This window comes from Streptomyces sp. NPDC052020, from assembly GCF_040680575.1.
GTDB lineage: Bacteria > Actinomycetota > Actinomycetes > Streptomycetales > Streptomycetaceae > Streptomyces.
On record NZ_JBFAWY010000007.1, the window covers coordinates 25997 to 51571 of the forward strand.

The 25575-nt window shown below is 72.3% G+C and carries 18 protein-coding genes; 16 read left to right on the forward strand and 2 right to left on the reverse strand.

Going from position 1 to position 25575, the window contains the following annotated elements:
* Positions 1-13: 13 nt before the first annotated feature.
* The 10 genes from ligA (at position 14) to AB0L74_RS09035 (ending at position 12701) form a co-directional block, all read left to right on the forward strand.
* Positions 14-2209, forward strand: a complete 2196-nt coding sequence (gene ligA, locus AB0L74_RS08990) for an NAD-dependent DNA ligase LigA (protein ID WP_365647610.1) — start codon at positions 14-16, stop codon at positions 2207-2209.
* Positions 2210-2469: 260 nt separating this feature from the next.
* A complete protein-coding gene (locus AB0L74_RS08995) occupies positions 2470-4791 on the forward strand; it encodes a bifunctional diguanylate cyclase/phosphodiesterase (RefSeq protein ID WP_365647613.1) in 2322 nt (773 codons plus the stop codon).
* A gap of 148 nt (positions 4792-4939) precedes the next feature.
* Positions 4940-5431 carry a cupin domain-containing protein gene (locus AB0L74_RS09000; protein WP_365647616.1) on the forward strand — a complete coding sequence of 164 codons (492 nt, stop codon included), beginning with the start codon at positions 4940-4942 and terminating at the stop codon, positions 5429-5431.
* 94 nt (positions 5432-5525) lie between these two features.
* Positions 5526-5822 (forward strand): Asp-tRNA(Asn)/Glu-tRNA(Gln) amidotransferase subunit GatC, encoded by a 297-nt coding sequence (gatC, locus tag AB0L74_RS09005; RefSeq protein ID WP_029381524.1) that lies wholly within the window; start codon positions 5526-5528, stop codon positions 5820-5822.
* Positions 5823-5828: 6 nt separating this feature from the next.
* The gene (gene gatA / locus AB0L74_RS09010; protein WP_365647619.1) at positions 5829-7325 is read left to right on the forward strand and encodes an Asp-tRNA(Asn)/Glu-tRNA(Gln) amidotransferase subunit GatA; all 1497 of its coding nucleotides are present in this window, start codon (positions 5829-5831) and stop codon (positions 7323-7325) included.
* Positions 7322-7561: a hypothetical protein gene (locus tag AB0L74_RS09015; protein WP_365647622.1), complete on the forward strand. Its 240-nt coding sequence runs from the start codon at positions 7322-7324 to the stop codon at positions 7559-7561. Before gatA ends, AB0L74_RS09015 begins: the two co-directional genes overlap by 4 nt.
* A gap of 15 nt (positions 7562-7576) precedes the next feature.
* A complete protein-coding gene (gene gatB / locus AB0L74_RS09020) occupies positions 7577-9091 on the forward strand; it encodes an Asp-tRNA(Asn)/Glu-tRNA(Gln) amidotransferase subunit GatB (protein ID WP_365647625.1) in 1515 nt (504 codons plus the stop codon).
* 364 nt (positions 9092-9455) lie between these two features.
* Entirely contained in the window at positions 9456-11717 is a 2262-nt protein-coding gene (locus AB0L74_RS09025) for an MMPL family transporter (RefSeq protein ID WP_365647628.1), read from the forward strand.
* 35 nt (positions 11718-11752) lie between these two features.
* A complete protein-coding gene (locus AB0L74_RS09030) occupies positions 11753-12337 on the forward strand; it encodes a hypothetical protein (protein WP_365647631.1) in 585 nt (194 codons plus the stop codon).
* Between the two features lie 175 nt (positions 12338-12512).
* Positions 12513-12701 carry a DUF6191 domain-containing protein gene (locus tag AB0L74_RS09035; protein ID WP_365647633.1) on the forward strand — a complete coding sequence of 63 codons (189 nt, stop codon included), beginning with the start codon at positions 12513-12515 and terminating at the stop codon, positions 12699-12701.
* A gap of 163 nt (positions 12702-12864) precedes the next feature.
* On the opposite strand, the gene AB0L74_RS09040 is transcribed toward AB0L74_RS09035, so the two are convergent.
* Both AB0L74_RS09040 and AB0L74_RS09045 read right to left on the reverse strand, forming a co-directional pair.
* On the reverse strand, positions 12865-14034 hold the full coding sequence (locus AB0L74_RS09040; protein ID WP_365647636.1) for a PQQ-dependent sugar dehydrogenase: 1170 nt from the start codon (positions 14032-14034) through the stop codon (positions 12865-12867).
* Positions 14035-14141: 107 nt separating this feature from the next.
* Positions 14142-15140, reverse strand: a complete 999-nt coding sequence (locus AB0L74_RS09045) for an aldo/keto reductase (protein WP_365647638.1) — start codon at positions 15138-15140, stop codon at positions 14142-14144.
* Between the two features lie 80 nt (positions 15141-15220).
* Here AB0L74_RS09045 and AB0L74_RS09050 point away from each other — a divergent pair, with 80 nt between their 5' ends.
* The 6 genes from AB0L74_RS09050 to serA all read left to right on the forward strand — a co-directional run bounded on the left by AB0L74_RS09050 (position 15221) and on the right by serA (position 25569).
* Positions 15221-16171, forward strand: a complete 951-nt coding sequence (locus AB0L74_RS09050; RefSeq protein WP_365648167.1) for a 2-hydroxyacid dehydrogenase — start codon at positions 15221-15223, stop codon at positions 16169-16171.
* A 536-nt stretch (positions 16172-16707) separates the two neighbouring features.
* Positions 16708-19794: an EAL domain-containing protein gene (locus tag AB0L74_RS09055; RefSeq protein WP_365647641.1), complete on the forward strand. Its 3087-nt coding sequence runs from the start codon at positions 16708-16710 to the stop codon at positions 19792-19794.
* A 243-nt stretch (positions 19795-20037) separates the two neighbouring features.
* The gene (locus AB0L74_RS09060) at positions 20038-21888 is read left to right on the forward strand and encodes an acetolactate synthase large subunit (RefSeq protein WP_365647644.1); all 1851 of its coding nucleotides are present in this window, start codon (positions 20038-20040) and stop codon (positions 21886-21888) included.
* 29 nt (positions 21889-21917) lie between these two features.
* Positions 21918-22442 carry an acetolactate synthase small subunit gene (gene ilvN / locus AB0L74_RS09065; RefSeq protein WP_365647647.1) on the forward strand — a complete coding sequence of 175 codons (525 nt, stop codon included), beginning with the start codon at positions 21918-21920 and terminating at the stop codon, positions 22440-22442.
* A 109-nt stretch (positions 22443-22551) separates the two neighbouring features.
* The gene (ilvC, locus tag AB0L74_RS09070; protein ID WP_365647650.1) at positions 22552-23550 is read left to right on the forward strand and encodes a ketol-acid reductoisomerase; all 999 of its coding nucleotides are present in this window, start codon (positions 22552-22554) and stop codon (positions 23548-23550) included.
* Between the two features lie 429 nt (positions 23551-23979).
* On the forward strand, positions 23980-25569 hold the full coding sequence (gene serA / locus AB0L74_RS09075; RefSeq protein ID WP_365647653.1) for a phosphoglycerate dehydrogenase: 1590 nt from the start codon (positions 23980-23982) through the stop codon (positions 25567-25569).
* The last annotated feature ends 6 nt before the right edge of the window (positions 25570-25575 follow it).

Below are 25575 nucleotides of genomic sequence, written 5' to 3' on the forward strand. Positions count from 1 at the left end.
GGAGGACAACACGGTGGCCGGCGACAAGCAAGCGGAGACGACGAACGTGCCCGCCGAGGCGCGGGAGAAGCACGTGCAGCTCGCTGAGCAGATCGAGGAGCACCGCTTCCGGTACTACGTGAAGGACGCCCCCGTCATCAGCGACGCGGAGTTCGACCGGCTGCTGCGTTCCCTGGAAGCCCTGGAGGACGAGTACCCCGAGCTGCGCACGCCCGACTCGCCGACCCAGAAGGTCGCCGGCTCCTACGAGACGGAGTTCACGGCGGTCGAGCACCGCCAGCGGATGCTGTCCCTGGACAACACCTTCAACGACGACGAGCTCGCCGCCTGGGCCGACCGGATCGCCAAGGAGCTGGGCGACCAGACCTACCACTTCCTGTGCGAGCTGAAGGTCGACGGCCTCGCCGTCAACCTCACCTACGAGCACGGCCGCCTCACCCGCGCGGCGACCCGCGGCGACGGCCGCACCGGTGAGGACATCACGCCCAACGTCCGCACCATCGCCGAGATTTCGGAGCGCCTGACGGGGGAGAAGGTCCCCGCCCTGGTGGAGATCCGCGGCGAGGTCTACTTCCCGATGGAGAAGTTCGAGGAGCTCAACCGCCGTCTGGTCGAGGCCGGCGACAAGCCCTTCGCCAACCCGCGCAACGCGGCGGCCGGTTCCCTGCGCCAGAAGGACCCGCGCGTCACCGCCACCCGCCCGCTGCACATGGTCGTCCACGGCATCGGCGCGCTGGAGGGCTTCACGGGCATGACCCGCCTGTCCCAGGCGTACGACCTGCTGAAGTCCTGGGGCCTGCCCACCTCGCGGCACAACCGGGTGGTCGACGGCCTCGGCGGCGTACGGGAGTTCATCGCGTACTACGGCGAGAACCGGCACTCCGTGGAGCACGAGATCGACGGGGTCGTCGTCAAGCTGGACGAGATCCCGCTCCAGGGCCGGCTGGGCGCCACCTCGCGCGCGCCGCGCTGGGCGATCGCCTACAAGTACGCGCCGGAGGAGGTCAACACCAAGCTCGTCAACATCCGCGTGGGCGTGGGCCGTACGGGGCGGGTCACCCCGTACGCCCAGGTGGAGCCGGTCACCGTCGCGGGCTCCGAGGTCGAGTTCGCCACCCTGCACAACCAGGACGTGGTCAAGGCCAAGGGCGTCCTCATCGGCGACACGGTGGTGCTGCGCAAGGCCGGTGACGTCATCCCCGAGATCCTCGGCCCGGTGGCCGACCTGCGCGACGGCAGCGAGCGCGAGTTCGTGATGCCGGACGAGTGCCCCGAGTGCGGGACGCCGCTGCGGCCCATGAAGGAGGGCGACGTCGACCTGCGCTGCCCCAACGCCCGCACCTGCCCCGCCCAGTTGCGGGAGCGGTTGTTCTACCTCGCCGGCCGCAAGGCCCTGGACATCGAGCACTTCGGCTATGTGGCGGCGACCGCGCTCACCAAGCCGCTGGAACCGGCGGAGCCGCCGCTGAAGGACGAGGGCGACCTGTTCGACCTCACCGTCGAGCAGCTGCTGCCCATCCGGGCCTACGTCCTCGACCAGGACAGCGGTCTGCCCAAGCGGGACCCCAAGACCGGCGAGGAGAAGATCGCGACGGTCTTCGCCAACCAGGAGGGCAAGCCCAAGAAGAACGCGCTCGCGATGCTGGAGAACATCGCCGCCGCCAAGCAGCGCCCGCTGGCGCGCGTCCTCACCGGTCTGTCGATCCGTCACGTCGGTCCGGTCGCCGCCGAGGCGCTGGCCCGCGAGTTCCGGTCCATCGACCGCATCGAGCAGGCGAGCGAGGAGGAGCTGGCGGCCACCGAGGGCGTCGGGTCCATCATCGCCGCCTCCCTCAAGGAGTGGTTCGCCGAGGAGTGGCACCAGGAGATCCTGCGCAAGTGGAAGGCCGCCGGCGTCCGTATGGAGGAGGAGGGTTCCGGCGAGGACGAGGGACCCCGGCCCCTGGCAGGGCTCACCGTCGTCGTCACCGGCACCCTGGAGCACTACACCCGGGACGGCGCCAAAGAGGCCCTTCAGACCCGGGGCGCGAAGGTGACCGGATCGGTGTCCAAGAAGACCTCCTTCGTCGTGGTGGGTGACAACCCCGGCTCCAAATACGACAAGGCCATGCAGATGAAGGTTCCGGTCCTGAACGAGGACGGATTCCACGTCCTGCTCGAACAAGGGCCCGAGGCAGCGGCGGACGCGGCACTTCCGGCCGGGGAATAGCGGTTGAAGGCCACTCGTTCGGCGCATATCAGATGCATACGGGTGGCCAGGGCGCATTCGGGCAACCGTCGACGACCGCTGCCCGGGAAAGCCTTCTGCGGCCTACTGTTGAGGTGTGCGCCTGCCGTGCCCAGCTGCGGTTGGGGCATCTCCGCGCTCTGCCAAGAGCACGGGGAAGGGGTTTCCGACGCGGTGCCGTTGATGGTGGTCGAGGCGCGGGCCGCGTGGCGTGGGCACCGCCGGCTGTGAGAGGGACGGGAATGGAACCGACCGAGAGCGCCGCTGCGGGCTCACGGCTGCGCCGGTACCGCATGGCGAGCGCCTGGCGGGGCAGCCGGTGGGCCGGGTGGTCCGAGGAGCGCGGCGATGCCAAGGGGCGCACCGCTCCGCCGCACGCCCCCGCGGAGATCCGGGCCGCCGGACCGCGCGAGGCCGGCGACCGCGAGGGCGCGCCGCACACCGCGCCCGGCGCCGGCGCGGCCTCGCCGGCCGCCGAGGGCGGCCACGGTCTCGGCGGTGCCGACGCCGAACGGCACCCGTCCTGGCCCGCGTTGCCCGCGGCGGTCGTCGCGGCGGCCGGGTTCGTCCTGGGCGCCGGGTTCTACCGGGCGTTCAGCGGGGGCCACGCCCTTTTCCCGTCCGGCACCGCCGGCTGGTCCCTGGCCGTGCTCACCGGCATCATCGTCGGCCACCTCGTCATGCTCGGCCGCTCCCGCTGGTGGGGCGGCACCGGCTCGGGCGCCGCCCTCACCCTCGCCGTCCTGCTGCTGTACGGCTGGCTCCCGGCCGGCATGGTCAGCCTCACCGTCGTCGTGCTCGTCGGCGTCGCCCGCCGGGGCCGCTGGCGCCAGGGCGTGCTGCACGGCGCGGTGGACGTCCTCGGCATCGGCGCCGGGGCCCTGCTGCTGCGGGCCTGCGGCTCCGTGCCGTCCGTCGAGGCGCCCTGGGACCCCGACACCTGGACCCTCTACACCGCGCCCGAGGTGGCCGGCGTCGCCGTCGCCTACCTCGCCGTCACCCGCGTCCTGCTGTGGTACCTCCAGACGCCGCGCGCCGGCCTGCCCACCGTCGCCCGCACCGCCCTGCTCAGACAGGGCCTGGTCGCCGTCGCCCTGCTCGGCATCGCCCCGCTGGTCTGCGTGGTCGCCTTCGCGCAGCCCCTGCTGCTGCCGCTGTTCTCCATCCCGCTCATCGCCCTGGACTCCACCCTGTGGATCGCCCGCGCCCGCGCGGAGGAGCAGCTGCGCGACCCGCTCACCGGACTGCCCAACCGCCAGTGGCTGCTGGAGCGGATCTGGACCGCGCTGGACGACGCCGAGCGCATCGGCGCGCGCGCCGCCCTGGTCCTGATCGACCTGGACCGTTTCCGGTCGGTCAACGACACCCTGGGGCACCTGGCCGGCGACCGGCTGCTGCTCCAGACCGCCGAGCGGCTGCGGCTGGCACTGCCGCGCGGGGCGGAGGCGGCGCGGCTGGGCGGTGACGAGTTCGCCGTCTTACTCCCCGTCGCCGACTCCACGACGTCGGTGACCCGCATCGCCCGCAGCCTGACCGCGGCCCTCGGCTCCCCGCTCGACCTGGACGGCCTCACCCTGGTCCTGGAGGCCAGCGCCGGGGTCGCCGTCTTCCCCGACCACGCGCTGGACGCGGAGGGGCTGCTGCGCCGCGCGGACGTGGCGATGTACCAGGCGAAGCGGGACCGCACGGGCGTCGAGGTCTACGAGTCCAAGCGGGACTCGAACACGCCGGACCGGCTGGGCCTGCTCGGCGATCTGCGCCGGGCGCTGGACGCCCGCGAGGTCGAGCTGCACTACCAGCCCAAGGTCCGCTTCGACGGCCAGGTCGCCGGGCTGGAGGCCCTGGTGCGGTGGGTGCACCCCGAGCGGGGCAAGGTGCCGCCGGACGAGTTCATAGCGATCGCCGAGTCCTCCGGGCTGATGCCCCATCTCACCGAGTACGTGCTGGAGACGGCGCTCGGGCAGGTCGCCGCCTGGCGGGCCCAGGGCCTGTTCGTCCCGGTCGCCGTCAACGTCTCCCCGCGCGACGTCCACACCCCCGGCTTCGCCGGCTCGGTCGCCGCCCGGCTGGCCCGCCACGGCGTCCCCGCCGGGGCGCTGCAACTGGAGATAACCGAGCACGTCCTGCTGGAGGACCCCCAGCGCGCCGCCGACACCCTCGCCGGGCTCACCGGCCACGGCGTGAAGATGTCGCTGGACGACTTCGGCACCGGCTACTCCTCCCTGGTCCACCTGCGCCGGCTCCCCGTGAGCGAGCTCAAGATCGACCGCTCGTTCGTGGCCCGGCTGGCCGTCGACACCGAGGACGCCGAGATCGTGCGCTGCACGGTCGACCTCGCCCACTCGCTCGGCCTGCTCGTCGTCGCCGAGGGCGTCGAGGACGACGAGACCTGGGAGCGCCTGCGCGACCTGGGCTGCGACGCCGTCCAGGGCTGGCTGGTCGCCGCCGCGATGCCTCCCGAGGAGACCACCGCCTGGCTGCGCGCCCGGGGCTCGCGCGGCTGGCAGCGCCCCGCCGCCGCGCTCCCGGCCGCCGCCGGGGACGACCAGGGACGGGTCGGCTAGCACCGCATACGGAGCCATCCGGAGCCATCCGGAGTGCCCGGAGCCCCGGAGTGCCGGAATGCGGCGCGCCGCCATGATCGTTATGACGGTGCCGGCGGTGCGCACGGCACCGCCCGTCCGTGCCGGAACGACGCGCAGAGGTGACACGATGTCCCTGTTCATCCCGAGGTTCGACCCGTCCGTCGTCGTCCGGGACGCCGAGGCCGAGGTGGTCGGCGGCACGCCCGTGGCCGTCAAGCTGCTCGCCGACAGCGGTGCCACCGGCGGGGCGCTGTCCACCGTCCGCGTCACCCTCGCCGACGGCGCCGACGGCGCCCGCCCCCACCTGCACCGGAACTCCGCCGAGATGTTCTACGTCCTCGACGGGGCCGCCGAGTTCCTCTCCGGGGACGACGTCGTCACCGGCGAACGCGGCGACCTCGTCGTCGTACCCCCCGGCAAGCCGCACGCCTTCGCCGCCGCGCCCGGGACCGGCGCCGATCTGCTCATCGTCATCACCCCCGGCGTCGAGCGCTTCGAGTACTTCCGCCACCTCCAGCGCATCCGCCTCGGCGAGGCCGCGCCGGAAAGCCTGAAGGAGGTCCAGGACCTCTACGACAACCACTTCCTGACCAGCACGGCCTGGGACGAGCGGCGCTGACGGGGGCGCGGCCGGGAAACCGTTTCACGGGCACCCGGCCCGGCCCCATAGGATTGGGCCCAAACCACACACTCTCACCCCAGAGGAACGCTGCATGCCTGGCATCACGCGCGAGGAGGTCGCCCACCTCGCCCGGCTGGCGCGTCTGGAGCTGAAGCCCGAAGAGCTCGATCACTTCGCGGGACAGCTGGACGACATCATCGGCGCGGTCGCCCGCGTCAGCGAGGTCGCCGACCAAGACGTACCGCCGACCTCGCACCCGCTCCCGCTGACCAACGTCATGCGCCCGGACGAGGTCCGACCGTCGCTCAGCCCCGAGCAGGCGCTCTCCGGCGCCCCGGCCCAGGAACAGCAGCGTTTCAAGGTGCCGCAGATCCTGGGGGAGGAGTAGCCCGCCATGTCGGACCCCGTCATCAAGCTGACCGCGGCCGAGATCGCCGCGAAGATCGCCTCCGGCGAGCTCACCGCGGTCGAGGTCACCGAGGCCCACCTGGCCCGGATCGACGCCGTCGACGAGAAGGTGCACGCCTTCCTGCACGTCGACCGCGAGGGCGCGCTCGCGCAGGCCCGCGCCGTCGACGAGAAGCGGGCCCGCGGCGAGAAGCTCGGCCCGCTGGCCGGCGTGCCGCTGGCGCTCAAGGACATCTTCACCACCGAGGGCGTGCCCACGACCGTCGGCTCGAAGATCCTCGAGGGCTGGATCCCGCCGTACGACGCGACGGTCACCAAGAAGCTGAAGGCCGCCGGCGTCGTCGTCCTCGGCAAGACCAACATGGACGAGTTCGCCATGGGGTCCTCCACCGAGAACAGCGCCTACGGCCCGACCGGCAACCCGTGGGACCTCACCCGGATCCCCGGCGGCTCCGGCGGCGGCTCCTCCGCGGCGCTCGCGGCCTTCCAGGCCCCGCTCGCCATCGGCACCGACACCGGCGGCTCCATCCGCCAGCCCGCGGCCGTCACCGGCACGGTCGGCGTGAAGCCGACCTACGGCGGCGTCTCCCGCTACGGCATGGTGGCGTTCTCCTCCTCCCTGGACCAGGGCGGCCCGTGCGCCCGTACGGTCCTGGACGCGGCCCTGCTGCACGAGGTGATCGCCGGCCACGACCCGCTGGACTCCACCTCCATCGACGCCCCGGTCCCGCCGGTCGTCGAGGCCGCCCGCAACGGCAGCGTGACGGGCATGCGCGTCGGCGTCGTCCGGCAGTTCCGCGGCGAGGGCTACCAGCCCGGCGTCATCCAGCGGTTCGACGAGTCCGTCGCGCTGCTGAAGGAACTGGGTGCCGAGATCGTCGAGCTGGACTGCCCGTCCTTCGACCTCGCCCTGTCGGCGTACTACCTGATCGCCCCCTCGGAGTGCTCCTCCAACCTCGCCCGCTTCGACGGCCTGCGCTACGGCCTGCGCACCGGCGACGACGGCACGCGCTCCGCCGAGGAGGTCACCTCCCTCACCCGTGAGGCGGGCTTCGGCCCCGAGGTCAAGCGCCGCATCATGCTCGGCACGTACGCGCTCAGCTCCGGCTACTACGACGCGTACTACGGCAGCGCCCAGAAGGTCCGCACCCTCATCAAGCAGGACTTCGAGAAGGCGTTCGAGCAGGTCGACGTGATCGTCTCCCCGACGACCCCGACCACCGCCTTCCCGATCGGCGAGCGCGCCGACGACCCGATGGCGATGTACCTGGCCGACCTGTGCACCATCCCGGCCAACCTGGCGGGCAACGCGGCCATGTCGCTGCCCTGCGGTCTCGCCCCGGAGGACAACCTCCCGGTCGGCCTCCAGATCATCGCCCCGGCCATGAAGGACGACCGCCTGTACAAGGTCGGTGCCGCGGTCGAGGCCGCCTTCGTGGAAAAGTGGGGCCACCCGCTGCTCGAGGAGGCTCCGTCGCTGTGAGTGCACTGACCAAGGCCAAGGGCTTCAAGAAGTCCAAGTCCGGTACGTACCTGACCATGGCCACCACCGCCTTCGGCGCGATCGGTGCCGTGAAGCAGATCAAGAAGGCCCGCACCGAGAACGACACGCTGCGCCTGATCGACGCCGTCGTGACCACCGCCGGGATCGTCACCGGTCTCGCCGTCCTCTACCGCGAGCTCAAGCGGCTGGGCGACGACGACGTCCTGCTGGGCTGAGAGGGAATTTCCACCGTGACCACCACGACCGACCTGGTGTCGTACGAGGACGCGCTCGCGTCGTACGACCCCGTCATGGGCCTCGAAGTCCATGTCGAACTCGGCACCAAGACGAAGATGTTCTGCGGCTGCTCGACCGCGCTGGGCGCCGAGCCGAACACCCAGACCTGCCCGGTCTGCCTCGGCCTGCCCGGTGCGCTGCCGGTCGTCAACGCGACCGGTGTCGAGTCCGCCATCAAGATCGGCCTCGCGCTGAACTGCGAGATCGCCGAGTGGTGCCGCTTCGCCCGGAAGAACTACTTCTATCCGGACATGCCGAAGAACTTCCAGACCTCCCAGTACGACGAGCCGATCGCCTTCGACGGCTACCTCGACGTGCAGCTGGAGGACGGCGAGACCTTCCGCGTGGAGATCGAGCGCGCCCACATGGAGGAGGACACCGGCAAGTCGACCCACGTCGGCGGCGCCACCGGCCGTATCCACGGCGCGTCCCACTCCCTGCTCGACTACAACCGCGCCGGCATCCCGCTGATCGAGATCGTCACCAAGCCGATCACCGGTGCCGGGGAGCGCGCTCCCGAGGTCGCGCGGGCGTACGTCCGTGAGCTGCGCGAGCTCATCCGCGCGCTCGGCGTGTCCGAGGCCCGCATGGAGATGGGTCAGATGCGCTGCGACGTGAACCTGTCGCTGATGCCGAAGGGCGCCGAGAAGTTCGGCACGCGCTCCGAGACGAAGAACGTGAACTCGCTGCGGTCCGTGGAGCGCGCGGCCCGCTACGAGATCCAGCGGCACGCCGCCGTCCTCTCCTCCGGCGGCACGATCGTCCAGGAGACCCGCCACTTCCACGAGGACACCGGGTCCACGACCTCGGGCCGGGTGAAGGAGGAGGCCGAGGACTACCGGTACTTCCCGGAGCCCGACCTCGTGCCCGTCGCCCCGTCCCGCGAGTGGGTCGAGGAGCTGCGCGCCGGGCTGCCCGAGCTGCCGCTGGTGCGCCGCAACCGGCTCCGCGAGGAGTGGGGCGTCTCCGCCACCGACATGCAGGCGATCCTCAACGCAGGCGCGCTGGACCTGATCGTCGCCACGATCGACGCCGGTGCCGACGCGGCCTCCGCCCGCAAGTGGTGGATGGGCGAGCTGGCCCGCAACGCCAACGAGTCCGGCAAGGCCCTGGACGAGCTGGCGATCACGCCGCAGCAGGTCGCCCGCGTCACCGAGCTGGTGGCCTCCGGCGACCTGAACGACAAGCTGGCCCGCCAGGTCATCGAGGGTGTCCTCGCCGGTGAGGGCACGCCGGACGAGGTCGTGGAGAAGCGCGGCCTGAAGGTCGTCTCCGACGAGGGCGCGCTCACCGCGGCCGTCGACGAGGCGATCGCCGGCAACCCGGCCATCGCGGACAAGATCCGCGGCGGCAAGGTGGCCGCGGCCGGTGCCCTGGTCGGCGCCGTCATGAAGGCGACCCGGGGCCAGGCGGACGCGGCGCGCGTCAAGGAGCTGATCCTTCAGAAGCTGGGCGTCGGCGAAGGCTGAGGTCTCGCACCTGCCCGAGGGGGCGCGCCGGTCGCCGGCGCGCCCCCTCGGTGTGTTCCCCCGCCCGGCCGACGGATGCCGTCACCCCCGTGGGCCCCTCCTGCCGCCGGGTGCCGTCACCCGCGTTGGCCCGCCCCGCCGCCGGGTGCCCCCCCCGCGGTGGGCGCCGGGCTCGCCCGCTCCCCGCCGCGTCGTCCCGGCGTGTCGTCCCGGCGGTGTGAGGAAGCCCACGAACTCCGCAAACAATCACTATCCCCTGCAAGAGTGGCCTTCGCATCACTCATGCGCTCTTTGCGGGCCGTTCACGTCCTGAACGACTGTTCCCGGTCAAAGATCCACAATCGGTCATCCTGGGAGCACGTCCGTGGCAGCCCTCGCACGCTGGTGTGTCCAACGCCGCTTCGTCACCGTCCTGCTCTGGCTCCTCGCCCTGGCCGGGGTCGCCGCTGCCGCGGCCGCCACCGGCTCGGCGTACTCCGACGACTACGAGGTCCCCGGAACCGAGTCGGGCCGCGCCTCCCGGCTGCTCGCCGAGAACTTCCCCGGCCTGGGCGGCGACAGCGACACCCTCGTCTGGCACACCCCGTCCGGCACCGTGCGGGCCGCCGACGTCGAGCAGACGATGACCCGCGCCCTGGACCGCGTCGAGGACCTGCCCGGTGTCGCCGCCGTGGCCGGGCCCTACGGCACCGAGGGCGCGGGCCGGATCAGCGAGGACGGGCGCACGGCGTACGCCACGGTCACCTTCGACGGCCGGCAGGAGGACCCCTCCGGCTCGTCGGCCGGGGCCCTCGCCGAGGCCGCCGAGGCCGCCGGCGGCGACGGGCTCCAGGTCGAGCTGAGCGGCGGCGCCGTCGCCGTCACCGAGTCGCCGGGCGGCCACCTCGCCGAGGCCGTCGGCGTCGCCGTCGCCGCGGTCGTGCTGTTCCTCGCCTTCGGCTCCCTCGCCGCCTCGCTGCTGCCCATCGCCACCGCCCTGGTCGGCGTCGGCACCGCCTACGCCGGGATCACGCTGCTCGGGCACGCCATGACCGTCGCCGACTTCGCGCCCATGCTGGGCCTGCTCATCGGCCTCGGCGTCGGCATCGACTACGCGCTGTTCATCGTCACCCGGCACCGGCGCGGCCTGAAACGCGGGCTGTCCGTCACCGAGGCGGCGGCGGAGGCCGTCGCCACCACGGGGCGCGCGGTCGTCTTCGCGGGCGCCACCGTGTGCATCGCCCTGCTGGGCATGCTGATCCTGCGGCTGGACTTCCTCAACGGGGTCGCCGTCGCCGCCTCGCTGACCGTCGTCCTGACCGTCGCGGCCTCCGTCACGCTGCTGCCCGCGCTGCTGGCCTGGATCGGCCCGCGGGCGCTCAGCCGCCGCGAGCGGCGCCGGCTGGCCGAGCACGGACCGGAACCGGAGCTGCCCACCGGGTTCGCCGCCCGCTGGTCGGCCCTCGTAGAACGCCGCCCCCGGCTGCTCGGCGCCCTCGCCCTCGTCGCCGTCGCCGTCCTCGCGCTGCCCGCCGCCGGCCTGCGCCTGGGCACCGCCGACCAGGGCAACGACCCCCGGGGCAGCACCACCCGCCAGGCGTACGACCTCCTCGCCGAAGGCTTCGGCCCCGGCGTGAACGGGCCGCTCACCCTCGTCACCGAGGTCAGCGGCGCCCAGGACCGGCTCGCCCTGGACAACCTCGACGCCACCCTGCGCGCCACCGGGGGCGTCGCCTCGGTGACGCCGGTGCGGTTCGACTCCGGCGGCGACACCGCGTACCTCACCGTCGTCCCCGGTTCCGGCCCGCAGTCCGAGGCGACCAGCGACCTCGTGGACCGGCTGCGCACCGAGGTGCTGCCGCGCGCCGAGGCCGGGACCTCGCTGGACGTGCACGTCGGCGGCGTGACGGCCGGTCACGACGACTTCGCCGACGTCATCGTCGGCAAGCTGCCCCTCTTCGTCGGCGTCGTCGTCGGCCTCGGCTCTCTGCTGCTCCTGCTGGCGTTCCGGTCCGTCGCCATCCCGCTGAAGGCCGCCGCGATGAACACGGCCGCCGTGGCCGGCTCCTTCGGCGTCGTCGTCGCGGTCTTCCAGTGGGGCTGGGGCAGCGAACCGCTCGGCCTCGGCAGCGCCGGGCCGATCGAACCCTTCCTGCCGGTGATCATGGTGTCGGTCCTCTTCGGCCTCTCCATGGACTACCAGGTCTTCCTGATCAGCCGGATGTACGAGGAGTGGCTGGAGACCGGCGACAACCGGCGGGCCGTCCGCGTCGGCCTCGCCGAGACCGGCCGCGTGATCAACTCCGCCGCGGTCATCATGATCTCCGTCTTCCTCGCCTTCGTGCTCAGCGGCGACCGCGTGATCGCCATGTTCGGCATCGCGCTCGCCGCCGCCGTCGCCATCGACGCCTTCGTCCTGCGCACCCTGCTGGTGCCGGCGCTGATGCATCTGCTCGGCAGGGCCAACTGGTGGCTGCCCCGCCGGCTCGACGCCCGCCTGCCGAGGATCAGCATCGAACCCCCCGAAAGCCGCACGGCCCCCGCTCGGCCGGCCGCCGTGCCGGACGCCGGGGCGGCGGACGTCCCGGCGGAGGGGGAGCGGCGGGACGGCGGGGCACGCCCGCGTGCCGCTCACAACGATCATTAAGAGACCTCTCAGACAGCGTCCGTACGGTGCGGGGCATGGGAACGAAGACAGTGGACGAGACCGGGGCCGCGACGCAGGCCGACGAGGAGGCGGCCGGGGCCGCCGCGGCGGACGGCGCCGACACGGCGCAGGGGGCCGCGGAGGAGACCGGGCGCGCCCCGGAAGCCGGGGAAGGCACGGACTCCGGGGAGGCGAAGGACGCCGAGACGGCCGGGGAGGCGGGCCCCTCCGGGGTCGGCCAGGGCGCGGGCGCCGTCGTCTCCGCCGGGCTCGGCATCGTCTCGCTGACCGGCGGCTGGATCGGGACCGTGGCCTCCGCGCGCCAGTCGCTGATCGGCCAGCTGGAGACCTCGTCCTCGTCCGACGTCGCCACGATGATCGACAAGGGCTACGGCGACGCCTGGCACGCCACGGCGCTGTGGGGCGGCCTGTTCGCCCTGGCCGCGCTGATCGTCGGCGTCGTGGTGCTCGCGCGGCCCGCCTTCGGGGCGCCGGGCCGGCCGCAGGCCCCGTGGATCAAGTCGGTCGCCTGGGCGGGTGTCGCCCTCGGCGTCATCGGCCTGCTGCTGGCCGTCCTCAAGTACACCGACGTCCTGCTCGGACTGCCGTCCACGAGCTGACCTCACCAGGCTCACGAAGGGGCCCCGGGCCTCCGTACGCGCGCGACGGAAGCCCGGGGCCCCTTGGCGTCCGGTCGGGTCCGAGCGGCCTCACGCACCGCTTCCCGTCCGGAACACGCATCCCGTCAATCCGGACCGGGACGTACGCTGGACGGGCGAGCCCCAGGGAGGCACCGTGTTCAACGTCCTGCACGAACTGTTCGCACCCGGCCGGAAACACACCCGGGACGAACAGAACCGGCTGGAGCTGACCCGGCAGGACGTGGGCGACGGCGACTTGGGCCGCGGGCCCATAGACCTCGCGTCGGGCAAGGTCGTCGTACGGCCGCCCCGGCGGCCGGAGGCGGAACCCGCCGCGGAGTGACCCGGCGCGATCCGGACGACAGACGTACTCTCGCCGCATCGGCCGAAAGCCCGAGTACGTCCAGTACGAGGGCTTCCGGCACTCCCCCGGCCTTCGGCCGGGGGAGTGCCGGAGCACGCACCGGACGCCGTTCCTTGACGGGCAAACGCTGCCTGCCGCGGCACTAGGTCACCCTGAGCTCCAGAATCCGGTCGTCCCCCTTCTCGGGGTCGCCGCGGCCGTCCGTGTTGCTGGTCACCAGCCACAACCGGTCGCCGCCCGCCGCGACCACCGTGCGCAGACGTCCGTACGCGCCCTTCAGGAAGGACTGCGGGTCGGCCGCGGCCCCGGTCCCCTTCAGCGGGACGCGCCACAGACGCTCGCCGCGCAGTCCGGCCGCCCACAGGGATCCCCCGGCGTGGGCGAGGCCGCTGGGGGAGGCGTCCTCCGTGCTCCACTGGGCCAGCGGGTTGTGGAAGGAGGCGTCGCCGGACCTGCCCTCGGCTTCCGGCCAGCCGTAGTTGTCACCCGGCTCGATGGCGTTCAGCTCGTCCCAGGTGTGCTGGCCGAACTCGGAGGCGAACAGGCGCTGCCGGGTGTCCCAGGCCAGGCCCTGCACGTTGCGGTGGCCGTAGGAGTACACGGGGGAGCCGGGGAAGGGGTTGCCCGGCGCCGGCTCGCCCTCCGCGGTCAGGCGCAGGATCTTGCCGCCGAGGGAGTCCTTGTCCTGGGACAGTCCCGTGTCGCCGCTCTCGCCCGTGCCCACGTACAGCATCCGGTCCGGGCCGAACGCGATCCGGCCGCCGTTGTGGATCACCCCCTTGGGGATGCCCTTGAACACCGTGTCGGGCGCGCCCAGTTGCTCGCCGGACGGCTTGTCCTCGTCATAGATCACGCGCACGACGCGGTTGTCCGAGGCCGAGGTGAAGTACGCGTAGACCATGTGGTCCGAGGCGTAGCCGGGGGAGAGCGCGATGCCGAGCAGGCCGCCCTCCCCGTCCGGTGCCACCCCGGGCACCTCCCCCAGCTCCGTCTTCTCGCCGGAGCGGGTGTCGACCCGCGTGATCGTGCCCTCGTCCCGCGAGGAGACGAGCAGGTCGCCGTCGGGGAGCGGGGCCAGGCCCCAGGGGCTGTCCAGGCCGGTGGCGACCGTGCGGACCACCTTCACGGAGCCCTTGGCCGCAGGGCTCGGCGCGGCCTCCGTCCGGGTGGGCGACGGCCGCGCGGTCGTACGGCCGGGAGAGGCGCCCTCGTCTTCGTCCGATGCTCCTCCGCCGCCGGAGGAGCAGCCGGCCGTCAGCATCAGCGCGGCGGCGGCCAGTACGGCCGTCACGGCTCGACGTCCCACGATCATGGTCCTTTCGACGCGGCGGGTCCTTCCTGTCATACACCGCCCGCGCCCCACGGGTCCCGCTCCCGGGAACCCGGATCGCGGGCACCGCGCCCCGCGACGGCCGGATCTCAGTCCCACGACCCCCGCGCGGGCGGCAGGCCGGCGATCTCCGCGAAGTCCCGGGCCGTCAGCCGCAGCCCCGCCGCCGCCGCGTTCTCCGCCACCCAGCGCTCCCGCTTGGCGCCCGGCACGGGGACCACGTGCCGCCCCTGGGCCAGCACCCAGGCCAGGGCCACCTGCGCGGGGGTGACCTCCTCGCCGTGCCGGGCCGCGATCCGGCGCAGCCCGGCCACGATCGGCTGGTTGGCGGCCATCATCTCGGCGGTGAAGCGGGGGTGCCGGGCCCGCACGTCGTCCGGCTCGAAGCCCTCGCCGGGCGTCAGCGTGCCGGTCAGGAAGCCGTTGCCGAGCGGCATGGCGGCCAGGAAACCGACACCGTGCGCCTCGCACCACGGCAGCAGCGCCCGCAGCGCCTCGGGCGACCACACCGACAGCTCGGCCTGCACGGCACCGACCGGGAAGACCTGCTGGACCCGCTCCAGCTGGCGGATCGTCGCGTCGTGCAGGTCCGACCCCGGCCGCCGCGCCGACCGCGCCCCCACCGCGCACAGCCCCAGCGTCCGCACCTTCCCGGCCCGGACGAGCTCCGCCATCGCGCCCCAGGTCTCCTCGACCGGGACCTCCGGATCGGCGCGATGGAGCTGGTAGAGGTCGATGACGTCGGTCTGGAGGCGGCGCAGCGAGGCGTCGCAGGCCCGCCTGACGTATCCGGGACGGCCGTTGGCCACGATGTGCTGGTCCCCGACCAGCAGCCCGACCTTGGTGGAGACGAACGCCTCGGACCGCCGCTCCCTCAGGACCCGTCCCAGCAGCAGCTCGTTGGTGAACGGGCCGTACATGTCGGCCGTGTCGAGCAGGGACGATCCCACGTCGAGCGCCCGGTGCACCGCCCTGAGCGACTCCTCGCCCCGCCGTCGCGACGCGCTGTACGCCCAGCTCATCGGCATGCACCCGAGCCCGACGGCCCCCACCGCGAGTGCCCCCGCGCCGATCGTCCTGCGCTCCACCTGGTCGTGACCCTCCCTCGTTAGGCCACCCCAACCTAACCTCTGCGCCGTCACGCCCCTGACATAGCCTCCAGGCCATGATGACTGCTGATGTGTGGCTGCCCATCCCGCCCGACGAGATGGCGGGACTTCCCGAGGGCCCCTGCTACCGCTTCTGGGACGGCGCGGAGGACTTCCCCGCGGACCCCGCCGACTGCGCGTTCTACGTCGTGCCCTATATGAAGCCCAGCCCGCTGTGCGTCCGTCCGCTGCCGCGGATGAGCTCCCTGCGGGTGGTGCAGACCCTGTCCGCCGGGATCGACCACGTGGAGCCGGGGCTGAAGGACCTGCCCGCCGGGGTACGGCTGTGCAACGCGCGCGGGGTGCACGAGGCCAGTACCGCGGAGCTGACGCTCACGCTGATCCTGGCGTCGCTGCGGGGCGTCCCCGACTTCGTCCGCGCCCAGGGGCGGGGGGAGTGGCTCGGCGGGTTCCGGCCCGCGCTGGCCGACAAGAACGTGCTCATCGTGGGGTACGGCTCGATCGGCGCGGCGATCGAGGACCGGCTCGTGCCCTTCGAGGTGGCGCGGGTGGCGCGCGTCGCGCGCTCTGAGCGCACCACGGCGCGCGGGCCCGTGCATCCACTCACCGATCTGCCCGCCCTCCTCCCGGAAGCGGACGTCGTCGTCCTGTCCACACCGCTCACCGAGACCACCCGCGGCCTGGTGAACGCGGACTTCCTGGCCCGGATGAAGGACGGCGCCCTGCTCGTCAACGTCGCCCGCGGCCCCGTCGTCGACACCAAGGCGCTCCTCGCCGAGGTGGACAGCGGCCGGATCACCGCCGCCCTCGACGTCACCGACCCCGAGCCGCTGCCGCCGGGGCACCCCCTGTGGCAGGCGCCGGGCGTACTGATCAGCCCGCACGCCGGCGGGCCGACGAGCGCCTTCCTGCCGCGCGCGAAGCGGCTGCTGACCGACCAGTTGCACCGCTTCGTGAACCGGGAGCCCCTGCGCAACGTGATGCTCACGACGGGCACGTCAGGCGTGTGATCCGCGGGTCCGGCGCGGTGACCCCGTGACCGGACGCCCGGCGCCTCCGGCGCACCCGGCACAACGAAAAGAGCGGCCCGTGCGCCCGCGCGCCGGCGTGGAAACCGTCCAATCCACGCGACCGGCGCACGTTGCGCACCAGGGGCGTAAACCGCTTCCCGTGCGGTACGCGACCTACCGGAAAAGGCCAGTTCTCGCATATTCCCTGGTCGTCACGGAGAGTAGAGAACCTATGTCCCTGAGTGACGGCACTGGTGTATCGTCCCGACAGGGGCTGCGCCGCGCACGTTCGGCGCCGGGGATGGACATTTCAGACGGTGAGGGGGGCGACGGGCGATGCACGGCCTATGGACCAACGATCCGACGCGGCGGGGCCGCCGCCGGCGACCCCCGCGCACGGTCGCGGGCAGACACGGCCACCGCGACCACCACAGCCACAGCCCTCTCCAGCGCCGGCAGGCAGGCCGCGAGCGGCCCGTCCAAGGAGCGCGCCCGGACCCGCGGGATCCGGCAGCGACGCGGACCGGGAGGCCCCGGTGAGTTCGCCGCCTCCCATTTCCGCACCCGCCTTCGACCGCGCGCTGGGAGCTCAGCCGGCGCCGGGTGTCCTGCTGGCCCCGCCGGTCCCCGCCGGCCGCACGTTCCTGGGCCGGCAGCTGGCCGTCGCGCTGCTCTGCGCGGCGTACGCGATCGGTTCCGCGTTCGGCTGGGGATCGCGTGAGCTGGCCACCGTCATGGGCGACTTCGGCCTGGCCGCCGCCGCGGGCGCCGCGGCCGTGTCCTGTTTCCTCCACGCCCGCAGGCACCGCGTCCGCTTCCGGGCCGCCTGGCTGCTGTTCGCCCTGTCCTCGGCGATGGCCTGCCTGGGCAACCTGGTCTGGGGCTGGTACGAGGTCGTGCTCGGACAGCCCGTGCCGCACCCGAGCTACGCGGACCTGTTCTTCCTGTGCTTCGCGCCGCCCGCGATCGTCGGGCTGCTGGTGCTCGCCAAGCGGCCGGTGACCAAGGCGGGCTGGGGCTGCCTGGCCCTGGACGCCTGGCTGATCGGCGGCTCCCTGCTGACGCTGGCCTGGAGCCTGGCGCTGGAACAGGCGGCGCGGGCCGACGGGTCCAGCGTCGCGCACATCGCGCTGGCGCTGGCCTACCCGCTGCTCGACATCGCCCTGATCAGCATGGTGCTCGCGCTGCACTTCCGCCGCGCGCCGGTGTACCGCTCCGCGGTCAACACCGCGATCGGCGCCCTCGCCCTGACCGTCATGTGCGACGCCCTGTTCACCTCGCCCCTGCTGCACGGCAGCTACCGTTCCGGCCAGTTGCTGGACGCCGGCTGGTTCGCCGGGTCGCTGCTGCTCGCCTACGCCCCCTGGGCGCCGCCGGGCCGCGGACAGCCACCGGTGGACGAGGCCCCCGAAGGGCACACGCGGGCGGCCGGGCACCTGCCCGGGCAGCGGGTCACCGGACACTGTCCCGCGCCCGCGCCGGGCGGCGAACCCGGCCGCTATCCGGCCGGCCGGCCCATCGCCGGATCGCTGGCCGCGCTGACGCCGTACCTCGCCGCAGCGGTCTGCACGCTGGGGATCCTCTACAACGTCCTCAACGGCCGCAGCGTCGACCGCGTGGTGCTGCTGACCGGCGGCACCGTCGTCCTCGCGCTCGTGGTGCGCCAGGGCATCATGCTGCTCGACAACATCACCCTCACCCAGGAACTCGCCCAGAAGGAGAACCACTTCCGCTCCCTGGTCCAGGGCTCCAGCGACGTCATCATGATCGCCGCGCCCAACGGCATCCTCCGGTACGTCTCCCCGGCCGCCGCCGGCGTCTACGGCCGCCCCGCGGAGGAACTGGTCGGCACGGAGCTGGCACATCTGATCCACCCGGACGACCTGGGCTGCGTGGTGCACGAGGTGCGCCGCTTCCTCGCCGCCGACCCGGTCGAGGAGCCCACCACGCGCATCGAGTGCCGCTTCCGGTCCGGCGACGGCGGCTGGCTCAACGTCGAGTCGACCGTCAACCGCCACCACGGCGGCCTGATCTTCAACAGCCGGGACGTGACCGAACGCGTGCGCCTTCAGGCGCAGCTCCAGCACAACGCCGAGCACGACCCGCTCACCGACCTGCCCAACCGCGTCCTGTTCACCAAGCGCGTCCAGCAGGCCCTGTCCGGCCGCCGTGCCCTGGACCGGGGCGCCGCCCTGCGCGGTACGGCCGTGCTCTTCATCGACCTCGACGGCTTCAAGGCCGTCAACGACACCATCGGGCACCAGGCCGGGGACGAACTGCTCGTCCAGGCCGCCCGCAGACTCCAGGAGGCGGTCCGCCAGGGCGACACCGCCTCCCGGCTGGGCGGCGACGAGTTCGCGGCCCTCATCGCGGGGGACGGCACCCGCGACCGGGCCGCCCGCGAACGGCACATCCTGGAGCTCGCCGACCGCCTCAGGCTCACGCTGTCCCACCCGTACCTCATCGACGGCAACGACGTCCGCGTCAACGCCTCGATCGGGGTGGCCTTCGCCGAGCCGGGCATCGGCGCGGGCGAACTGCTGCGCAACGCCGATCTGGCCATGTACCGCGCCAAGGCCGGCGGCAAGGGCCGCGTGGAGCTGTACAAGCCGCAGATGCAGCAGGACGTCGTGCGCAAGGCCGAGCTGGCCACCCGGCTGCGGGCCGCCCTGCACGACGGCGAGTTCGCCCTGCTGCACCAGCCGGTGGTGTCCCTCCAGGACGGCCGGATCGCGTCGGTCTCCGCCCAGGCGCGCTGGCGTTCCTCGCAGGGCGTGCTCTTCACCCCCGCGGAGTTCCTGCGCGTGGCCGAGGACGGCGAGAAGACGGCCGAACTGGACCGCTGGATCCTCCAGGAGGCCATCGCGCAGGCCGCCGAACGCGCGGCGGCCGGGCTGTCGGTGCCCGTGGCCGTCCGCATCGGCGCCCGCCGGCTGCTGGACCGCTCCCTGCCGCTCGGCTCCGTCGAGGCCCTGCTCACCCGGCACGGCCTGCCGCCCGGCTCCCTGCTGATCGAGCTGTCCGACATCGACCCCCGGGTCGGTCTGGACGAGCTGGAGCGCCGTCTGAACGCCCTCAAGCGAGTCGGCGTGCGGATCGCGCTGGACGGCTTCGGCGGCGGCTGCGCGGCGATCACGGCGCTCAGGCGGCTTCCCCTCGACGTCCTCAAGCTGGACCGGAGCATGGTCGAAGGAGTCGTGGAGTCCGCCCGGCTGCACAAGATCACCAGTGGACTGCTGCGCATCGCGGCCGATCTCGGGCTGAAGTCCGTGGCCGAGGGAGTGGACCTGCCCGAGCAGGTCGTCGCCCTGCGCGCGATGGGCTGCACGCACGGGCAGGGCATGGCCTTCTCCGGGCCGCTGGACGAGTACCGGCTGCGCCGGGCGCTCGACACCGGTCCCTACCCGCTGCCGCACACTCCGGCCGGTTCGGCCCTCGCGGGCGGCGGCGCGGGGATGTACGCCAGCGGGGTGGTCAAGGGGATGACGAGCGCGGTCGCCAAGGGCAGGCCCGGCACCGTGGCCGGTGGCGTCTCCGGCGGCGTCACCAGCAACGTTCCGGCCGTCTTCTCGGGCGGCACACCCCTCCGTTCACATAATGAGACTCCCGTCCCACCCACTTGACAGTATGTGCGTGCCGGGGGGAGGGTCAGTGCCATGCGCACCCGAATTCTCGTACTTGGACAGCGCGTCGGCTGAAGCTGGTGACGTCCGGACCGACCCGGAACCCCAGCGATCCCCACCCGGCGCGCTCCCCTCGCTTGCCTTTCGGCACGAGGGGTTTTTTGTTGCACCAGCACCTGCCGAACCGCGGTTCACCACCGCGCAAACTTCGCAAAAACCCTCAGCATCGAGAAGAGAATGCCGATGACCGAGCAGGCCACCGGGGCCCCTCATCCGCAGCCGCGGCCCCGATCCGGAGGACAGCAGTCCGCGCCCGTCGAGCACGTCACGGGTGCGCAGTCCCTCATCCGCTCGCTTGAGGAGGTCGGGGTCGACACCGTATTCGGCATTCCCGGGGGGACGATCCTTCCCGCGTACGACCCGATGATGGACTCGAGCCGGGTGCGCCACGTGCTCGTCCGTCATGAGCAGGGCGCGGGCCACGCGGCCACCGGTTACGCCCAGGCGACCGGAAAGGTCGGCGTCTGCATGGCGACCTCGGGCCCCGGTGCCACCAACCTGGTGACGCCGATCGCCGACGCGAACATGGACTCGGTGCCGCTGGTCGCGATCACCGGCCAGGTCGTCACCAAGGCGATCGGCACGGACGCCTTCCAGGAGGCGGACATCGTCGGCATCACGATGCCGATCACCAAGCACAGCTTCCTGGTCACCAAGGCCCAGGACATCCCGAAGACGATCGCGGAGGCGTTCCACATCGCCTCGACCGGCCGTCCCGGCCCGGTCCTGGTCGACATCCCGAAGGACGTGCTGCAGGCGCAGACGACCTTCTCCTGGCCGCCCGCCCTGGACCTGCCCGGCTACCGCCCGGTGACCAAGCCGCACGCCAAGCAGATCCGCGAGGCCGCCAAGCTGATCACCTCCGCCAAGCGGCCGGTCCTCTACGTCGGCGGCGGCGTCCTCAAGGCCGGGGCCACCGCCGAGCTGAAGGTGCTGGCCGAGCTGACCGGAGCGCCCGTCACCACCACCCTGATGGCGCTGGGCGCGTTCCCCGACAGCCACCCGCTGCATGTGGGGATGCCGGGCATGCACGGCGCGGTCACCGCCGTCACCGCGTTGCAGAAGGCCGACCTGATCGTCGCCCTCGGCGCCCGCTTCGACGACCGCGTCACCGGCAAGCTGGACAGCTTCGCCCCGCACGCCAAGATCGTCCACGCCGACATCGACCCCGCCGAGATCGGCAAGAACCGGGCCGCGGACGTGCCGATCGTCGGTGACGCCCGCGAGGTCATCGCCGACCTGATCCAGGCCGTCCAGAAGGAGCACGCCGAGGGCCACACGGGCGACTACGCCGCCTGGTGGAAGGACCTCAGCCGCTGGCGCGAGACCTACCCGCTCGGCTACGACCAGCCCGGCGACGGCTCGCTGTCCCCGCAGGCGGTCATCGAGCGGATCGGGCAGCTCGCCCCCGAGGGCACGATCTTCGCGGCGGGCGTCGGCCAGCACCAGATGTGGGCCGCGCACTTCATCCAGTACGACAAGCCCGCCACCTGGCTGAACTCCGGCGGCGCGGGGACGATGGGGTACGCCGTCCCGGCCGCCATGGGCGCCAAGGCCGGCGCGCCGGACCGGACCGTCTGGGCGATCGACGGCGACGGCTGCTTCCAGATGACCAACCAGGAGCTCACCACCTGCGCCCTGAACAACATCCCGATCAAGGTGGCCGTCATCAACAACGGCGCCCTCGGCATGGTCCGCCAGTGGCAGACCCTGTTCTACAACCAGCGCTACTCCAACACCGTGCTGCACTCCGGCCCGGACGACGTCAACCCCGAGGCCCGGGGCACCCGCGTCCCCGACTTCGTGAAACTGTCGGAGGCCATGGGCTGCTACGCCATCCGCTGCGAGGACCCCGCCGACCTCGACAAGGTCATCGAGGAGGCGAACTCGATCAACGACCGCCCGGTCGTGGTGGACTTCATCGTCCACGAGGACGCGATGGTGTGGCCGATGGTCGCCGCCGGCACCTCCAACGACGAGATCATGGCCGCCCGGGACGTCCGCCCCGACTTCGGCGACGGCGAAGACGACTGAGCGAGGAAGAGCGAAGAGGAAGACCAGACATGTCCAAGCACACGCTCTCCGTCCTGGTGGAGAACACGCCGGGCATCCTCGCCCGGATCGCCGCGCTGTTCTCCCGCCGCGGCTTCAACATCGACTCCCTCGCCGTCGGCGTCACCGAACACCCCGACATCTCCCGCATCACCATCGTGGTGAACGTCGAGGACCTGCCGCTGGAGCAGGTGACCAAGCAGCTCAACAAGCTGGTCAACGTGCTCAAGATCGTCGAGCTGGAGCCGTCGCAGGCCGTGCAGCGCGAACTGGTCCTGGTGAAGGTGCGCGCCGACAACGAGACGCGCTCCCAGATCGTCGAGATCGTCCAGCTGTTCCGCGCCAAGACCGTCGACGTCTCCCCGGAGGCCGTCACCATCGAGGCCACCGGCTCCGGCGACAAGCTGTCCGCCATGCTCAAGATGCTGGAACCGTTCGGCATCAAGGAGCTGGTCCAGTCCGGCACGATCGCGATCGGCCGCGGCGCCCGTTCCATCACCGACCGTTCGCTGCGCGCGCTGGACCGCACCGCCTGACGACCCCCGGGCGGCCGCCGGCCGCCCGAATTCCGAGATCCCCGAACTTCCCTTCCCCCCGCCGTCATACGGTGGGACGCGACACCTGCACACAAGGAGAGAACCCAAAGTGGCCGAGCTGTTCTACGACGCCGACGCCGACCTGTCCATCATCCAGGGCCGCAAGGTCGCGGTCATCGGGTACGGCAGCCAGGGCCACGCCCACGCCCTGTCGCTGCGCGACTCCGGTGTCGACGTGCGCGTCGGTCTGCACGAGGGCTCCAAGTCCAAGGCCAAGGCCGAGGAGCAGGGCCTGCGCGTGGTGACCCCGGCCGAGGCCGCCGCCGAGGCCGACGTCATCATGATCCTGGTCCCGGACCCGATCCAGGCCCAGGTCTACGAGGAGTCCATCGCCCCGAACCTGAAGGACGGCGACGCCCTCTTCTTCGGCCACGGCTTCAACATCCGCTTCGGCTTCATCAAGCCCCCGGCCGGCGTGGACGTCTGCATGGTCGCCCCGAAGGGCCCGGGCCACCTGGTCCGCCGCCAGTACGAGGAAGGCCGCGGCGTGCCCTGCATCGTCGCCGTCGAGCAGGACGCCACCGGCAACGGCTTCGCGCTGGCCCTGTCGTACGCCAAGGGCATCGGCGGCACCCGCGCCGGCGTCATCAAGACCACCTTCACCGAGGAGACCGAGACCGACCTCTTCGGCGAGCAGGCCGTGCTGTGCGGCGGCACCGCCGCGCTGGTGAAGGCGGGCTTCGAGACGCTGACCGAGGCCGGCTACCAGCCGGAGATCGCGTACTTCGAGTGCCTGCACGAGCTGAAGCTGATCGTGGACCTCATGTACGAGGGCGGCCTGGAGAAGATGCGCTGGTCGATCTCCGAGACCGCCGAGTGGGGCGACTACGTCACCGGCCCGCGCATCATCACCGACGCGACCAAGGCCGAGATGAAGAAGGTTCTCGCCGAGATCCAGGACGGCTCGTTCGCCCGGACCTGGATGGACGAGTACCACGGCGGTCTGAAGAAGTACAACGAGTACAAGCAGCAGGACGCCGAGCACCTGCTGGAGACCACCGGCAAGGAGCTGCGCAAGCTCATGAGCTGGGTGAACGACGAGGCGTGAGCCTCAGGGCCTCTCGTTTGGGAACACGCCGGGCCCGCGGGGTCCGGCACCGCGCCTCGCCGCGTGTCGTCGGTTGCCATGGCTCCGCCCTCGGCGCCCTCCTCCGCCTGGCGGCGCACGGCATCAGACCCCGCTCCCTTATCGGCCTGATCCGAACGAAAGACCCTGCGGCCGAAGGGGCCGGAGCGAGCTGCTCCGGTCCCTTCGGCGGGCCCGGGGTGACGCCGGGGCTCCGGCGTTGTCCAACCCGTCCAGCCACGGACGGGTGATCCTTCCGAAGCGGCGTAAGACGACGCTCTGGGCGCCACTACACTGCTGCACAACATACGCGTCAGGCCCACAGCGTCGTGCGTCTTCCACGCGGCTAGCCAACCTCCACCGCCTGCGGCCGTCGGGACGGCCGTCCGCATTGGACTTGTGAGGACTCACGTGAGCTCGAAACCCGTCGTACTCATCGCTGAAGAGCTGTCGCCCGCGACTGTGGACGCGCTTGGGCCGGACTTCGAGATCCGCCGCTGCAACGGGGCGGACCGAGCGGAACTGCTGCCCGCCATCGCCGACGTGGACGCGATCCTGATCCGCTCGGCCACCAAGGTCGACGCCGAGGCGATCGCCGCCGCGAACAAGCTCAAGGTCGTCGCGCGCGCCGGCGTCGGCCTCGACAACGTCGACGTCTCCGCCGCCACCAAGGCCGGCGTGATGGTCGTCAACGCCCCCACCTCGAACATCGTGACCGCGGCCGAGCTGGCCTGCGGTCTCCTGCTCGCCACGGCCCGCAACATCCCGCAGGCCAACGCCGCGCTGAAGAACGGCGAGTGGAAGCGCAGCAAGTACACGGGCGTCGAGCTGGCCGAGAAGACCCTGGGCGTCGTGGGTCTGGGCCGGATCGGCGCCCTCGTCGCGCAGCGCATGTCGGCCTTCGGCATGAAGGTCGTCGCCTACGACCCCTACGTGCAGCCCGCCCGGGCCGCGCAGATGGGCGTGAAGGTGCTGTCGCTGGACGAGCTGCTGGAGGTCTCCGACTTCATCACCGTCCACCTGCCCAAGACGCCCGAGACGCTCGGCCTGATCGGCGAGGAGGCGCTGCGCAAGGTCAAGCCGACCGTCCGCATCGTCAACGCCGCGCGCGGCGGCATCGTCGACGAGCAGGCGCTGTACTCGGCGCTGAAGGAGGGCCGCGTCGCCGGCGCCGGCCTGGACGTGTACGCCAAGGAGCCGTGCACCGACTCGCCGCTGTTCGAGTTCGACCAGGTGGTGTGCACCCCGCACCTGGGCGCCTCCACCGACGAGGCACAGGAGAAGGCGGGCATCGCCGTCGCCAAGTCCGTCCGCCTCGCCCTCGCCGGCGAGCTGGTCCCTGACGCGGTGAACGTGCAGGGCGGCGTCATCGCCGAGGACGTCAAGCCGGGCCTGCCGCTCGCCGAGCGCCTCGGCCGGATCTTCACCGCGCTGGCCGGTGAGGTCGCCGTCCGCCTCGACGTCGAGGTGTACGGCGAGATCACCCAGCACGATGTGAAGGTGCTGGAGCTCTCCGCGCTCAAGGGCGTCTTCGAGGACGTCGTCGACGAGACGGTGTCCTACGTCAACGCGCCGCTGTTCGCCCAGGAGCGCGGCGTGGAGGTGCGGCTGACCACCAGCTCGGAGTCGGCGGAGCACCGCAACGTGGTGACCGTGCGCGGCACCCTCGCCGACGGCGAGGAGGTGTCGGTCTCCGGCACGCTGGCCGGACCCAAGCACGTCCAGAAGATCGTCGCCGTCGGTGACTACGACGTGGACCTCGCCCTCGCCGACCACATGGTGGTGCTGCGCTACGAGGACCGTCCCGGTGTCGTCGGCACCGTCGGCCGGATCCTCGGCGAGGCGGGCATCAACATCGCCGGCATGCAGGTCGCCCGCGCGGCGGTCGGCGGCGAGGCGCTGGCGGTGCTGACCGTCGACGACACGGTGCCCGCCGGGGTGCTCGGCGAGGTCGCCGAGGAGATCGGCGCCACGTCGGCCCGGTCGGTGAACCTGGTCTGACCCACC

Bases quoted from the DNA above. Each gene is read 5' to 3' on its own strand.
- AB0L74_RS08995 (WP_365647613.1), top strand. From the start codon at position 2,470: ATGGAACCGACCGAGAGCGCCGCTGCGGGCTCACGGCTGCGCCGGTAC.
- AB0L74_RS09000 (WP_365647616.1), top strand. From the start codon at position 4,940: ATGTCCCTGTTCATCCCGAGGTTCGACCCGTCCGTCGTCGTCCGGGAC.
- gatC (WP_029381524.1), top strand. From the start codon at position 5,526: ATGCCTGGCATCACGCGCGAGGAGGTCGCCCACCTCGCCCGGCTGGCG.
- gatA (WP_365647619.1), top strand. From the start codon at position 5,829: ATGTCGGACCCCGTCATCAAGCTGACCGCGGCCGAGATCGCCGCGAAG.
- AB0L74_RS09030 (WP_365647631.1), top strand. From the start codon at position 11,753: ATGGGAACGAAGACAGTGGACGAGACCGGGGCCGCGACGCAGGCCGAC.
- AB0L74_RS09040 (WP_365647636.1), bottom strand. From the start codon at position 14,034: ATGATCGTGGGACGTCGAGCCGTGACGGCCGTACTGGCCGCCGCCGCG.
- AB0L74_RS09050 (WP_365648167.1), top strand. From the start codon at position 15,221: ATGACTGCTGATGTGTGGCTGCCCATCCCGCCCGACGAGATGGCGGGA.
- AB0L74_RS09060 (WP_365647644.1), top strand. From the start codon at position 20,038: ATGACCGAGCAGGCCACCGGGGCCCCTCATCCGCAGCCGCGGCCCCGA.
- ilvN (WP_365647647.1), top strand. From the start codon at position 21,918: ATGTCCAAGCACACGCTCTCCGTCCTGGTGGAGAACACGCCGGGCATC.